This window comes from Variovorax sp. GW821-FHT10B04 (genome assembly GCF_059415645.1).
The window spans coordinates 439758-453806 of sequence record NZ_JBWKNQ010000002.1 but is presented as its reverse complement, the minus strand read 5'-3'; the positions used below and the strand labels follow the sequence as shown (position 1 = coordinate 453806).

At 69.5% G+C, this 14049-nt stretch carries 9 protein-coding genes; 5 read left to right on the top strand and 4 right to left on the bottom strand.

What is annotated here, in order from left to right; translation table 11 throughout:
* Positions 1 to 44 precede the first annotated feature (44 nt).
* Positions 45 to 665: a glutathione peroxidase gene (locus tag AC07PZ_RS07185; RefSeq protein ID WP_495294359.1), complete on the bottom strand. Its 621-nt coding sequence runs from the start codon at positions 663 to 665 to the stop codon at positions 45 to 47.
* Positions 666 to 783: 118 nt separating this feature from the next.
* Here AC07PZ_RS07185 and AC07PZ_RS07180 point away from each other — a divergent pair, with 118 nt between their 5' ends.
* Positions 784 to 1641 (top strand): ferritin family protein, encoded by an 858-nt coding sequence (locus tag AC07PZ_RS07180; protein ID WP_495294358.1) that lies wholly within the window; start codon positions 784 to 786, stop codon positions 1639 to 1641.
* A 28-nt stretch (positions 1642 to 1669) separates the two neighbouring features.
* On the opposite strand, the gene AC07PZ_RS07175 is transcribed toward AC07PZ_RS07180, so the two are convergent.
* Entirely contained in the window at positions 1670 to 2782 is a 1113-nt protein-coding gene (locus AC07PZ_RS07175) for a septal ring lytic transglycosylase RlpA family protein (protein ID WP_495294357.1), read from the bottom strand.
* A 4-nt stretch (positions 2783 to 2786) separates the two neighbouring features.
* A complete protein-coding gene (gene glnE, locus AC07PZ_RS07170; RefSeq protein WP_495294356.1) occupies positions 2787 to 5588 on the bottom strand; it encodes a bifunctional [glutamate--ammonia ligase]-adenylyl-L-tyrosine phosphorylase/[glutamate--ammonia-ligase] adenylyltransferase in 2802 nt (933 codons plus the stop codon).
* A 25-nt stretch (positions 5589 to 5613) separates the two neighbouring features.
* On the opposite strand from glnE, the gene AC07PZ_RS07165 reads away from it, so the two are divergent.
* Genes AC07PZ_RS07165 through AC07PZ_RS07150 form a run of 4 tightly spaced genes read left to right on the top strand, consistent with a single transcriptional unit; the run spans position 5614 to position 13214 of the window.
* The gene (locus tag AC07PZ_RS07165) at positions 5614 to 9666 is read left to right on the top strand and encodes a YhdP family protein (protein ID WP_495294355.1); all 4053 of its coding nucleotides are present in this window, start codon (positions 5614 to 5616) and stop codon (positions 9664 to 9666) included.
* Complete coding sequence (locus AC07PZ_RS07160; protein ID WP_495294354.1) at positions 9663 to 10478, top strand: carbon-nitrogen hydrolase family protein; 816 nt, start codon at positions 9663 to 9665, stop codon at positions 10476 to 10478. The genes AC07PZ_RS07165 and AC07PZ_RS07160 overlap by 4 nt, the downstream gene beginning before the upstream one ends.
* A gap of 47 nt (positions 10479 to 10525) precedes the next feature.
* Complete coding sequence (locus AC07PZ_RS07155) at positions 10526 to 12580, top strand: two-component system sensor histidine kinase NtrB (RefSeq protein WP_495294557.1); 2055 nt, start codon at positions 10526 to 10528, stop codon at positions 12578 to 12580.
* 7 nt (positions 12581 to 12587) lie between these two features.
* Complete coding sequence (locus AC07PZ_RS07150; protein WP_495294353.1) at positions 12588 to 13214, top strand: response regulator transcription factor; 627 nt, start codon at positions 12588 to 12590, stop codon at positions 13212 to 13214.
* A gap of 28 nt (positions 13215 to 13242) precedes the next feature.
* Here the strand turns inward: AC07PZ_RS07150 and AC07PZ_RS07145 are convergent, their stop codons facing one another.
* On the bottom strand, positions 13243 to 13884 hold the full coding sequence (locus AC07PZ_RS07145; protein WP_495294352.1) for a YiaD family glycine zipper/OmpA-like lipoprotein: 642 nt from the start codon (positions 13882 to 13884) through the stop codon (positions 13243 to 13245).
* Between the last annotated feature and the right edge of the window lie 165 nt (positions 13885 to 14049).

Here is a 14049-nt window from a genome sequence, read left to right as displayed (position 1 = left end):
GGTCGATATTAGTACCGATTCGTCTTTTTGTGAACTGATCAGTATTAAATTGACCCGAGCTGCTTTTCCACTTCGCGCAGAAAGTCACGGTCGGTGGGCTCCGTGATGCTCGACCATGCCCCGACGACCTTGCCATCACGGCCGATCAGGTACTTGTAGAAGTTCCATTTCGGGGTCGTGCCCGACTGGGCAGCCAGCGCCCGGAAGAGCGGGTTGGCGTCGTTGCCGCGCACCGAGGACTTCGCGAAAATCGGGAATTTCACGCCGAAGGTGTTCTCGCAGAAGTCGGCGATCTGCTGGTTCGAGCCCGATTCCTGCGAAAAATCGTTGGACGGGAAACCCAGCACGACGAGGCCCCGCGCGCGGTATTTGCGGTCCAGCGCCTCCAGTCCCTGGTACTGCGGCGTGAAGCCGCAGAAGCTCGCGGTGTTCACGACGAGCACCACCTTGCCCGTGTACTGACACAGAGGCTGGGGCTTTTCGTCTTGCAGACGAGCGAAGGTATGTTGCAGGATGGCGGGGCACGCAGAGGCAGACGTCGCCTGCGGCACCGTGAGAGGCGCAGTCTGCGCCAGCGCGGATGCTGCACCGCAGACGACTGCGGAACATAGCGCCCAGCGCATCGGGGGGAAAGCGGTCCGTCGGACAAGGGTTCGAAGTGGCATGGGTTCTCCGTCCAGAAGCGCATCCGCAAGAAGGCGGTGCGCGTACTCACATCATCGCGCGCCTGTCACAGGCGCGTCCCCGGCACTTCCTAAAATTTATCGGCTACGAAAGACAACGATGCTCTACCCGGAACTCTTCAGACAACTCGAATCCGTCCGCTGGGACATGGACCGGGACATTCCGTGGCAGTCTTTCGACGGTGCCAAGCTCTCGCCGGAGCAGGCCCAGACGATCAAGATGAACGCGATCACCGAATGGGCCGCGCTGCCGGCCACCGAGATGTTCCTGCGCGACAACCGCCACGACAGCGATTTCTCGGCCTTCATGTCGATCTGGTTCTTCGAGGAACAGAAGCATTCGCTGGTGTTGATGGAATACCTCAAGCGCTTCAGCCCCGAGCACGCACCGACCGAGCAGGAACTGCACGACATCCGCTTCGACTTCGACCCGGCGCCGCCGCTGGAGACGCTGATGCTGCATTTCTGCGGCGAGATCCGCCTGAACCACTGGTACCGGCGCGCAGCCGAATGGCACACCGAGCCGGTCATCAAGCACATCTACACCACGCTGAGCCAGGACGAGGCGCGGCATGGCGGCGCCTACCTGCGCTACATGAAGCGTGCGCTGGAGAAGTTCGGTGACGAAGCACGCGCGGCGTTCACCAAGGTCGGCGTGCTGATGGCGAGCGCCCGCCGCACCGCGCAGGCCCTGCATCCGACCAACCTGCACGTGAGCAAGGCGCTGTTCCCGAACGACACGATCCAGAGCCGCATGCCCGATCCGGACTGGCTCGAGCATTGGCTGGACAACCAGATCAAGTTCGATGCGGTCTGGGAGAACAAGGTCGGCGACCGCATCCTGCACAACCTGAGCCTGCTGATGAACCGCAGCTTCAAGACCGTCCAGGAGCTCAACCGCTACCGCAAGGAAGTCAGCGCCGCGGTGGTCTCGAAGACCGCCTACCAGGGCGCCTGAACGGCGGCGCCCGGTCGGGCGCCGCGCCTCAACGCCGCTCGACGATCATCGGCGCGAGCTGCAATCCGCTGCGCACCTGCTCCGCCGTTTCACGCGCCAGGTCGCGCGAGGCATAGGGCCCGGCCTGCAGGCGGTGCGTTCCCCGTTCGCTGAACACGTTGAGCACCGGCGCCAGGGCAGGCAGGCTGCGCGCCACCTGCTGCCGGAAATTCATCGCGCCTTCGCGCTGGCTGAAGGCGCCGAGCTGCACCCAGAAGCCGGGTGCGGCGATCACGCCTTCGAGTGCCGCCGGAATTTCGACGGACGCGGCCGGCAATGCGGCGCTGCCGGATGAGGCTGCCGGCGGCGGCGACCACGGCGTGGGTGCGGGCGCAAGCGGCGGCAGGTCCACCACCTGGCTGCGCGGCGCGCTGACCACCGGTGTCGTCATCGCCTCGGGCACCGCCACGCTCTGCGCTACGGCCACCGGTGCGGGCGCCGCGGGCTGAGGCTGAGCGCCGGCACCTGAAACGATCGGCGATGCGAATGCAGCGGGCGCAGCAGCAGCCGGCTGCGCGGCGGCATAGGCCGTGCCCCCATCGCGCCGCCAGGCGCCGGTTCGGATGTCTTCGTTGGTGATGCGCTCGATCTCGACCGGCGCCACGCCGCGCAGCAGGTCGAGCTTCAGCGCCGCCGCATAGCTGAGGTCGATCACGCGATCGTCATGGAACGGGCCACGGTCGTTGACCCGCACGATCGCCTCACGGCCATTGGCCGGGTTGCGCACGCGCACGTAGCTCGGCAACGGCAGCGTCTTGTGCGCGCCGGTCATCGCATACATGTCGTAAGGCTCGCCGCTGGCGGTCGACAGGCTGTGGAACTGGCGTCCATACCAGGACGCGAGGCCGGTCTCGCGGAACGGCCGGTCGTCGGTGATCGGCACGTAGGAGCGGCCGAGCACGGTGTAGGGCTTGCTGGTGCCGCCGCTGCGACGGACCGCTTCGATGCGCGGCTCGGCGTCCGGCACCTGCGACAGTCCGGCCGGCGGATTGGCTGGCGGGCCGTCGCGGCCGCTGCGCGGGCCGCTGGCGCAGCCGGCAAGCACCGCGAGCGCCACGCACGCCAACGGCAGTGCAACGGGCCGACCCGGTCGACGCAGCACGCGCTCAGCCAAAGACCGCCTTCCAGAGCGCAAGCATCGCCTCGCGCTCGGTGGCGAGTGCCGGCAACGCGACCTGCGTGGGCTCCTCGTTCAGCCGCGCGCGATGCTGCACGCGGCGCAGTTCGCGGTAGGCGGCGGCGGCATGCCGGCCGACGCCGTCCGGCAGCAGTCCGGCCTGCTCGGCGCGCAGCAGGAGCGCGATGTTGCCCACGTTGGCGATCAGTTCGCGGTGCGTCTGCGCGTCCGACAGCACCAGGAACTGGACCGCGAACTCGGCATCGACCATGCCGCCCGCGCTGTGCTTCACGTCGAAGAAGCCCGGCTTCACGGGTCGCGCATGGCGCACCTTGTCGCGCATCTCGACGATCTGTGCCTTGAGCGCTTCGGCGTCGCGCGGCGCCGTGACGACGGCCTCGCGCACGCGATCGAAGCGCGCCTCGAGTGCCGGGTCGCCGAGCACGAAGCGCGCGCGCGTCATCGCCTGGTGTTCCCAGGTCCACGCGGTGTTGCTGCCGCGGCCGAGCTGGTACTTCTCGTAGGCCAGGAAGCTGGTGGTCAGCAGGCCCGAATTGCCGTTGGGACGCAGCGCGGTGTCGATCTCGAACAGGTCGCCCTCGCGCGTCTTCACGGTCAGCCAGTTGATCAGCTTGCGCACATAGTTGGCGTACACCTCGCCCGCGTTGTCGTCCTCGTCCTCATAGACGAACACGATGTCGAGGTCGCTGCCGTAGCCCAGTTCCTTGCCGCCCAGCTTGCCGTAGCCAATGATCGCGAACTGCGGCTGCTCGCGGTGCCGGTTGCGCACGTGCGGCCAGCACCAGCGCGCGGTCACGCGCAAGGTGGCGTCGGCCAGCGCGCTCAGGTCGTCGGCCACCTGCTCCACCGTGATGCGGCCGTCGACGTCGCGGGCCAGCGTGCGGAACAGCTCCGCGTGGTGCGCGTGGCGCAGCAGGTTGAGCAGGCGTTCCTCGTCGTCCTCGCCGGTGCGGCGCAGCGAGATGCGGCGGTCTTCCAGGTCGCGCTCGTACTCGGCGGCCACGAAACGACCTGCGAGCATCTCGTCGCTGGCCAGCTCGTCGATCACGCCCGGGTGCTGCATCAGGTAGCGCGCCGGCCATTTGGCGGCGCCGAGCAGGCGCAGCAGCCGCTCCTGCACGGCCGGCCGCTCGACCAGCAGCGCCAGATAGCTCTCGCGCCGCAGCAGCGATTCGAGCCAATCGGCCCAGCGCAGCGCCGCCTCGATGTGATGGGCGGTCTGGCCGGGCGCCTCACCGTCGGGCTCCTGCAACCAGCGGCCGGTGCGCCGAACCAGCAGGCTCAGGCGCGCGCGCGCCTCTTCGCGCAGCGACTGCACACGCGGATGGTCGCACCAGCGCTGCACGCGCTGCGCGAAGGCCGGCGGCAGTTCGGGCAGCAGGTCGACGAGTTCCAGCGGCGCGGCCGACTTGCCGCCGCCGTTGCAGCGAACACAGGGCTTGGCGCCGCCCAGCAACTTGTCGAATTCCTCGGCGACGAACTCGCGGTGCGTGTCGAGCTGGGCCAGGAAGTCGCAGCAGTCGGCATAGCCCATCGACTCGCCGATCCAGCGCACGTCGTCGTCGTTCACGGGCAGCACGTGCGTCTGCTGGTCGTCCAGGTACTGGATGCGGTGTTCGACGCGGCGCAGGAACTCGTAGGCCGCGGCCAGCGCATCGGCGGTCTCCTGCGGCATCAGGCCGGCGCGCGCCAGCCGTTGCAATGCATCGAGCGTCGGCCGGGTGCGCAGTTCGGGGAACTGGCCACCGCGCACCACCTGCAGCAGCTGCACGGTGAACTCGATCTCGCGGATGCCGCCGCGCGACAGCTTGACGTCGTTCGCCCGCTCGGGCCGGCCGGCACTGCGGCGCACCGCCTGTTCGCGGATCTGTCGATGCAGGATGCGCAGCGCATCGAACACGCTGTAGTCGAGATAGCGGCGAAACACGAAAGGCAGCACCACGCCGCGCAACGCGAGCGCCGACCCGTTGGCAACCACCGAGGCCGGTGCGACCACGCGGCTCTTCATCCAGGCGAAGCGCTCCCACTCGCGCCCCTGCACCTGCAGGTATTCCTCCAGCGCGTCGAGCGACACCACGCTCGGCCCCGAATTGCCGTTGGGCCGCAGTGCCAGGTCGATGCGGAACACGAAGCCGTGCTCCGTGACGTCGCCCACCAACGCATAGATGCGCTTGACGACGCGGCCGAAGAATTCCTGGTTGGCCAGACGCGACCGGCCATCCGCATCGCCGACGGTTTCGCCGTCCTGGTCGTACAGGTAGATGAGGTCGATGTCGCTTGAAACGTTGAGTTCGCGGGCGCCAAGCTTGCCCATGCCCACGATCCACAGCTGCGCACGCTCTCCGTTCAGGCCCATCGGCGCACCGTGCTGCACCTCGAGTTCGTCGACGGCGCACCGGCACGCCTCGTCGAGCGCGAACTCGGCCAGCAGCGTGACCGCCGTGGTCACCACCGACAGTGGCGCCTGATGGTCGCAGTCGAGTACGACGAGGCGCTCCATCACGAGCTGCCGCACGATGCGCAGTGCATCGGCCACGCTGTGCCCGCGGGCGCGCAGCGCGCCGAAGGCTTCCACCATGTGCGCACGCAACGGCTCGCCCGGCGGCAGCAGAGCGAGCTCGCCCGCATAGCGCCGGCGCAGGCGCTGGACGAAACGGGAGTGGGCGGAAAGCAACGAAGACGGCTGCGGCGCCCCGGACGGTGCAGTCGCGGGGGGTTGATGCGCAAGCGCACCGGCTTCGGCGGAACCCGTGTGAATGGTGGCGGTCATAATTCCTGACACAGCGCGATCCCCAATGAACGACCCGGCGTCTCCCCCTTCACGTCTGCTCAAGATCACCGCTGTCACGGCGCGCTGGCTGCTGGGTCTGCTGATCGGCGCGTGGCTGCTGTTCGCGCTGTCGGTCGTTGTCCTACACGGCTGGATTGTGCCGCGAATCGGAGACTACCGTGGTGCCCTGGAGGCACAAGCCAGCAGGGCTATCGGGGTACCCGTGCGCATCGGTTCGATCAGCGCAAGTTCTGTTAATTTGTTCCCGACCTTCGAGCTGCACGACGTCGTGCTTCTCGATGCGCAGCAGCGCGAGGCGCTGCGCCTGGCACGGGTGGTGGCCAGCGTGTCGCCCCGCTCGGTCTGGCGGCTGAGTTTCGAACAGCTCTACATCGAGAAGCCGCAGCTCGACGTGCGGCTCGACATGGCGGGGCGATTCCATGTCGCCGGCCTGGACATGTCGGGCGAAGGCAGCAGTGAATCGCGTGTCGCCGACTGGTTTTTCGCGCAGCGCGAGTTCGTCATCCAGGGCGGGACGGTGCGCTGGACCGACGAGCGCCGCCATTCCGATCCCTTGCTGCTGACCGACGTCAGCTTCGTCGCGCGCAACGGCGGACGGCGCCACGCGATGCGGCTCGACGCCACGCCGCCCGACGGCTGGGGCGAGCGCTTCACGGTTCGCGGGCAGTTCCGGCAGCCGCTGCTGTCGGTGCGCACCGGCAACTGGCAGACCTGGGACGGCCAGCTCTACGCCGACCTGCCCTACATCGACGTGCGCCGCCTCGGGCGCTACGTGACGCTCGACGCCCGCATCCGCGAAGGCAACGGCGCACTGCGCGCCTGGGCCGATGTCCGCGACGGCCAGTTGCGCGGCGGTGCGGCCGACCTGGCCCTCGCGCGCATCGACGCGTCGCTCGACGCCGACCTCGAACCGCTGGTGCTGCGCGGCGTGACCGGCCGGTTGTCCAGCCAGTTGAAGGACCGGACTTTCGAGTTCTCGACCACGGCGCTGCAGTTCGACACGGCCGATGGCCTGCGCTGGCCCGGCGGCAACCTGTGGTTCCAGCACACGCCCGCGCAAGGCCGGACGCCCGAACGCGGCGCCCTGCGCGCCGACCGGCTCGACCTGGCCGCACTCGCGCTGATCGCCGGCCGGCTGCCGCTCGGCGATGCGACGCACAAGGCGCTCACCGCCTACGCGCCGCGCGGCGTGGTCGAACGCGTCGACCTGAACTGGCAGGGTTCGGCCGGCGCACCCGACAGCTACCAGGCCAAGGGCCGGATCACCGGCCTGAGCATCGCGTCGCAACCGGCCGGCACGCCCGGCCTGCGCGGGGCCACGGTCGACTTCGACGCCACGCAGGCCGGTGGAAGCGCCATGCTGTCGATCGCGCAGGGCACGCTCGAATTTCCCGGCGTGTTCGACGAGCCGACGATCCCGATCGATCAGTTGTCCACCAGCCTGAAGTGGAAGCTCGACAGGGGCGCCGCGCAACTGGAGCTGCCCAACCTGCGCTTCGCCAATGCCGACGCCGAAGGCCACGCGCAGGCCAGCTGGCGCACCAGCGATCCGGCCGTCTCGCACGGCCGCGACCGGTATCCCGGCGTGCTCGACCTGCAAGGCCAGCTGACCCGGGCCGACGGCACGCGCGTCTTCCGCTATCTGCCGCTGACGATCCCGAAGGCGACACGCGACTACGTCCGCGACGCCGTGACCAAGGGCACCGCGAGCTCGGTCGACTTCCGGGTGCGGGGCGATCTGCACGACATGCCGTTCACCGACCCGCGCGATGGCGACTTTCGCATCGCGGCCAGGGTGTCGGACGTGCGCTACGCCTATGCGCCGCCCGAACCGGCCGCCAATGGCAAGGCGGCGGGTCCGGTCTGGCCGCCACTGACCGGCGTCTCGGGCGACCTGATCTTCGAGCGCTCCGGCATGCAGGTGCGCAACGCCCGCGGGCGCATCGTCGGCGCGCCGAACATCGAGGTCACGAAGGCGGATGTCGAAATCGCGGACATGTCGCAGCACTCGCCGCTGTTGAAGGTGGACGCGCAGGCCAGGGGCCCGCTCGGCGAATTGCTGAGCGCCGGCGCACCGCTCGCTGGCGATGCGGCCGCCAGCCTGGCCGCGGCGCGCGCCACGGGCAACGCCGACTACCGCCTGCGGCTCGACCTGCCGATCGAGGCGGTCGACAAGACCAAGGTGCAGGCCACCGTGGTGCTGAACGACAACGAGCTGAAGCTCACGCCCGAAGCGCCGCCGCTGACGCGCGCACGCGGCACCGTGAACATCACCGAGACCGGCTTCTCGCTGGCCGGCACCCAGGCGCGCGTGGCCGGCGGCGAAGTCCGCGTCGAAGGCCAGGGGCGCTTCGCCGACACCGGCGAGACGCTCAACCTGAAGGCGCAAGGAACGGTCACGGCCGACGGCCTGCGCGCGATGGACGAGGTCGACTGGCTGCCGCGCGTCGCCGCCAGGATGAGCGGCAGCACCAGCTACAGCGCCGCACTGACGATGCGCGACGGCGTGCCCGAGTTCTCCGTCGCCAGCAGCCTGCAAGGGCTCGCGCTCGCGCTGCCGGCGCCGCTTACCAAGACGGCCGACGAACCGATGCCGCTGCGCATCGAGAAGAAACTCGTGCTGAACGAGCGCCGGGCGGACGCCCTCCCCGCGCTGCACGACCAGGTGTCGCTGACGCTGGGCCAGGGCGCGTCGATCGTCTATGTGCGCGACATCTCGCAAGCCGACGCACGCGTGCTGCGCGGCGCCATCGGTCTCGGCGCCGACGCCGTCGCGGCGGCGGTGCCGCCCGAGCACGGCGTGATGGCCAACCTGTCGTTCACGCGCTTCGACATCCCGCTGTGGGAGTCGCTCTTCAGCGAAGCGACCGGCAGCGCGCCGCAGTCCACCACCGACGCACAGGACGCGAGCGATCCGCTCGCCTACCTGCCGACGCTGATCGCGATCCGCGCGAAGGAGATGATCTTCGGCGGCCGGACGCTTCACAACGTCGTGCTGGGCGGCACGCGCGAAGGCCCGCAGTGGCGAACCAACGTCGACGCCGACGAGCTGAACGGCTACGCGGAATACCGCCAGACGCAGGACGGCCGCGTGTTCGCGCGGCTGTCGCGGCTGAAGATAGAACGCAGCGAAGCCACCGAGGTGGAATCGCTGCTCGACGAACAGCCCGGCACGCTGCCCGCGCTGGACGTGGTGATCGACGATTTCGAGCTCTTCGGCAAACGGCTCGGCCGCGCCGAGATCGACGCGGTGAATCGCGGCGGACGCGAATGGCGGCTCAACAAGCTCGCGCTGACGATGGCCGAAGCCAGCTTCTCGGCGCAGGGAAGCTGGGCCGCCGCGGCCGGCAACGCGGGCAACACGGGTCCGCGTGCGGACCCGCGCCGCACGGCACTCGACTTCAAGCTCGACATCGCCGATGCCGGCGCGCTCCTCACGCGCTTCGGCATGGGCGGCGTGCTGCGCGGCGGCCGCGGCAAGCTGCAGGGCAACGTCGACTGGCGTGGCTCGCCTTTCGCGCTGGACTATCCGAGCATGAACGGCCAGCTCAACGTGGACGTGGGCGCGGGCCAGTTCCTCAAGGCCGACCCCGGCCTGGCCAAACTGCTGGGCGTGCTGAGCCTGCAGGCCTTGCCGCGCCGGCTCACGCTCGACTTCCGCGACGTCTTCAGCGAGGGCTTTGCCTTCGACTTCATCCGTGGCGACGCGAAGATCCTCCAGGGCACCGCAAGCACCAACAACCTGCAGATGAAGGGCGTGAACGCCGCTGCGCTGATGGAGGGCTCGGCCGACATCGCACACGAGACGCAGAGCCTGCGCGTGGTGGTGGTGCCCGAGATCAACGCCGGCACCGCGGCGCTGGTCGCGACCGCGATCAACCCGGTGATCGGCCTGGGCACCTTCCTCGCCCAGGCCCTGCTGAGCAAGCCGCTGTCGGCCGCGACCACGCAGGAGTTCATGATCGAAGGCACCTGGGCCGACCCGAAGATCGCCCGCGTGCCGCGCAGCAACCTGCCGCCTGCCGGCCAGAACAATCCCAAGGAGATCCCGCCATGAAAGTTGCCGCCATCCAGATGGTCTCGGCCATCTCGCGCGATACCAACCTCGCGCACGCGCACGCCTTGCTGGCCCAGGCCGCGGCCGCCGGCGCCGAACTCGCCGTGCTGCCCGAATACTTCTGCCTGATGGGCGCCCGCGACACCGACAAGCTGGCGCTTCGCGAACGGCCGGGCGACGGCGCGGTGCAGGCCTTCCTGGCCGATGCGGCACGCGAGTTCGGCCTGTGGATCGTCGGCGGCACGCTGCCGGTCGAGACGGCCGACGAAGCGCACGTGTTCAACAGTTCGCTGGCCTTCGCGCCGGACGGCCGCTGCGTGGCGCGCTACGACAAGATCCACCTGTTCTTCTTCGACAACGGCCGCGAGCGCTACGACGAGCGCCGCGTCATCGCGCCCGGCAGCGAGCCCGTCGTGTTCGATCTGCCGTCGCGGGACGGCCACCTGTGGCGCATCGGCATGTCGGTCTGCTACGACCTGCGCTTTCCCGAGCTCTACCGCGCCCTGTCGCGCCAGGGTGCCGAGCTGCTGCTGGTACCGAGCGCCTTCACGCGCACCACCGGCGCCGCGCACTGGGAAGTCCTGCTGCGCGCCCGCGCGATCGAGAACCTGGCCTGGGTGGTCGCGCCCGCGCAGGGCGGCACGCACGAAAACGGCCGCCAGACCTGGGGGCAGTCGCTGATCGCCGACCCATGGGGCACGGTGGTGGCCCAGCAGTCGAGCGACGAAGGCGTGGTGCTGTTCGAGCTGGACGCCGCCCGCACGGCCGCCGCGCGCACGCAGTTGCCGGCGCTGTCGCACCAGGTGCTCTGAACAACGTGTCGACGCCCGCGCCGCTTCACCGTCCGCCGCGCCGCCAGTTGCTGAAGGCCGCACTGAACGACCTGCTGCCCGCCTCCGTGCAGCAGGCGCTGGCGCTGCTGCGCTCGGTCTGGCAGCGCTGGTTTCTCTGGGTGCTGCTGGCGGCGCTGGTGCTGGGGTTGCTCGTCACGGTGGTCTGGCTGGCCGGCCGCCATGAGGCCGAACAGGTCCAGGCGGCGCTCGACCGCGACACCGCCGACGCGGTGGCCGACCTGCGCAGCGGCCTGCAGCGCAACGTGCAGAACCTGCAGGCGTTGCAGGCGGGCGGGCTCGACAGCGACCGCTGGAGCACCGACGTCACGCCGCTGATGCGAGGCCATCGCGAATGGCTGCGGCTCGAATGGCGGGACGCCGCGCTGCATACCGTGGCCGTGGCGGACACGCCCTATCACGTGAGGATCTTCGACGAAGCGTCCCGCACCGCGGCGCAGGGCGAGATCGAGCTGGCCTGCGCCGATGCCGTCAAGCTCAACGCCGCGGCGTATTCGTCCAGCCACTACGTGCCGCAGCCCGACAACCGCGGGCTCGAAGTGATGGAGCTGTGCCTGCGCACCGACAGCGGCGGCTACCTGATCGCGAGCTATGCGTTGCGCGACATGCTGACCGAACTGGTCACACCCACGATGCGGCGTGGCCAGGAGGTGTCGTTGACCGAACCCGACGGCACGCGCCTCGCGTCGATCGGCACGGCGCGACGTGCCGGCAGCCGCGTCTTCACGGCGCAGCAACCCGTCGAACTGCCGGGCGCAACGATGGTGCTGCGCGTCGATGGCTGGCGCGGCGCCCCCGACGTGTTTCCCAACCTGCTGACCGGCCTGGTCACGGCGATGTCGATTGCGCTGGTCTCGGTGCTGGTGCTGCTGGCGAGCGACACGCGGCGCCGGCTGCGCGCCGAGGGCGAGCTGGCGGACACGCTGGCCTACCGCAAGGCGATGGAGGACTCCGTCATCACCGGCCTGCGCGCACGCGACCTGCGCGGCAGCACGACCTACGTCAACCCGGCGTTCTGCGAGATGGTCGGCTTCAGCGCCGAGGAACTCACGGCGGTGGAAGGCGCCTCGCCCTACTGGCCGACCGAGCTCGCGCATGAGTACGAGAAGCGCCAGGCGTTGCGCCTGGCCGGCGGCATGCCGCCGCGCGAGGGTTTCGAGTCGGTCTTCATGCGCAAGGACGGCTCGCGCTTTCCGGTGCTGATCTTCGAGGCGCCGCTGATCAATGCCCACGGCACGCAGACCGGCTGGATGAGCGCCTTCATCGACCTGAGCGAGCAGCGCCGTATCGAGGAGATCTCGCGCGCCAGCCAGGAAAGGCTGCAGGCCAGCGCACGGCTGGCCACGGTCGGCGAGATGGCCTCGCTGCTGAGCCATGAACTGACGCAGCCGCTGGCTGCGATCGCCAGCTACGCGAGCGGCTCGCTGAACCTGTTGCAGGACGGCGCGGACGCCGACCCGCACAGCGACGCGGCGCAGGTCGCGATGGCCGTGCGCCGCATCGCCGAACAGGCCGATCGCGCAGGGCAGGTGATCCGCAGCGTGCATGACTTCGTGCGGCGGCGCGACCGCACCCGCGAGCCCGTGGCGCCGCAGGCGCTGATCGAGGCGGTGCTGCCGCTGGTGCGCCTGCAGGCGCGCAAGACCGGCGTGCGCATCGACGTGCTGCTCGACGAAGGCTTGCCGCGCGTGTTCTGCGACCGAACGCTGGTCGAGCAGGTGCTGCTGAACCTGGCGCGCAACGGCATGCAGGCGATGGACCTGCCCGAGCTCAGATCGCGCGTGCTGGTGCTGCGCGTGACGCGTTCGCCCGAGCCGCCGGTCGACGGCGTGGCGCCGGACGCCCGCCGCTGGCTCGAATTCTGCGTGGCCGATGTCGGCAGCGGCATCGCCGACGAGGTGGCCGCCCAGCTGTTCACGCCTTTCTTCACCACCCGCGCCGACGGCATGGGACTCGGGCTGAGCCTGTGCCGGACCGTGGTCGAGCAGCACGGCGGCGCGCTCGTGTTCGAGCCGAACCTTCCGCGCGGCACGGTGTTCCGCTTCACGCTGCCTGTGACATGACGAACCTATGCAACCCCTGATCGACGGTCTGATCTTCATCGTGGACGACGACGCCAGCGTGCGCGAAGCCCTGGCCTGGCTCCTGCGGTCGCGCCGCCTGGCGAGCGAGCACTACGCCAGCGCCGAAGCCTTCGAACTGCGACTGGCCGAGGAGCCGCAGCCGCAGCAGCCGCATTGCCTGCTGCTCGACGTGCGCATGCCGGGCACCAGCGGACTGGTGCTGTTCGACCGGCTGGCCGAACGCGGCCTGCTGGACGAGATGCCGGTGATCTTCCTGACCGGACATGCCGACGTGCCGACCGCCGTCGACGCGGTGAAGCGGGGCGCATTCGATTTCTGCGAGAAGCCCTTCTCGGACAACGCGCTCGTCGACCGCATCGAACAAGCGCTCGGGGCATCGCTGCGCGCGATCGGCCGGCGACAGGCGCGCGAGCGCCTGCACCAGCGCATCGAGGAACTGACCGACCGCGAACGCGACGTGATGCGGCTGGTGGTCGAGGGCCTGCCGAACAAGCTGATCGCCGATCAGCTGGCGATCAGCGTGCGCACGGTGGAAGTCCACCGCGCACGCGTGTTCGAGAAGATGGACGTCAGGTCGGCCGTGGAACTGGCCAACCTGCTGCGCACGGCCTAGCGGCGAGGCTGCGGCCGTTGCCGGGCGATCAGCCCTGGCGCTCGCCGACGTAGATCTCGACGCGGCGGTTCTGGGCGCGGCCGGCGTCGGAGCCGTTGTCCGCCACCGGTTCGCGCGAGCCGCGGCCTTCAATGCGGAACGCGGTCGACGGCACGCCGCGGGCGATCAGGTAGTCGCGCGTGCTGGCGGCGCGGTCGACCGACAGCGGGTTGTTGATGGCGTCCGAGCCGGTGCTGTCGGTGTGGCCGATGATGCGCACTTCGGCGTTCGGGTTGTTGCGCAGGCCGTTGGCGAACTGGTTCAGCACGGGCGCGAAGTTCGGCTTGATCGCCGAGCGGCCGGTATCGAAGGACACGTCGCTTGGAATGGCGAGCTTGAGCTCGTTGTTGGCCGTCTGCGTCACGTTGATGCCTGTGCCGCGGGTGGCGGCTTCCATTTCGCGCTTCTGGTTCTCCATGCGCTGCGACCAGAGATAGCCACCCAGGGCGCCCACGCCGGCCCCGATGACGGCACCCGTGCCGGCCCGGCCACCCGTCACCGCACCGATGGCCGCACCACCCAGCGCGCCGGCGCCTGCACCGATGCCGGTGTTGCGCTGCGTGTCGGTCATTCCGGCACAGCCCGTCAGGAAGACGGCCAGCGCAGCGGTGGAGAGGACGAGTTTTTTCATGGTTGGCTCCTTGGGATCGATTGGGAAACATGCCGCGCCGACCGTCCCGGAGGGCGGTACGGCCATGCAGCGCGTCGGCGGATTATCTCGGTCGAAATCGGTGCCCGGCGGTGTCGCAGCCGTGTCCCGATGTAACGGGTTCGACAGCCCCGTTCCCGAAAATGC

Bases quoted from the DNA above. Each gene is read 5' to 3' on its own strand.
- AC07PZ_RS07185 (WP_495294359.1), bottom strand. From the start codon at position 665: ATGCCACTTCGAACCCTTGTCCGACGGACCGCTTTCCCCCCGATGCGC.
- AC07PZ_RS07180 (WP_495294358.1), top strand. From the start codon at position 784: ATGCTCTACCCGGAACTCTTCAGACAACTCGAATCCGTCCGCTGGGAC.
- glnE (WP_495294356.1), bottom strand. From the start codon at position 5,588: ATGACCGCCACCATTCACACGGGTTCCGCCGAAGCCGGTGCGCTTGCG.
- AC07PZ_RS07165 (WP_495294355.1), top strand. From the start codon at position 5,614: ATGAACGACCCGGCGTCTCCCCCTTCACGTCTGCTCAAGATCACCGCT.
- AC07PZ_RS07160 (WP_495294354.1), top strand. From the start codon at position 9,663: ATGAAAGTTGCCGCCATCCAGATGGTCTCGGCCATCTCGCGCGATACC.
- AC07PZ_RS07150 (WP_495294353.1), top strand. From the start codon at position 12,588: ATGCAACCCCTGATCGACGGTCTGATCTTCATCGTGGACGACGACGCC.
- AC07PZ_RS07145 (WP_495294352.1), bottom strand. From the start codon at position 13,884: ATGAAAAAACTCGTCCTCTCCACCGCTGCGCTGGCCGTCTTCCTGACG.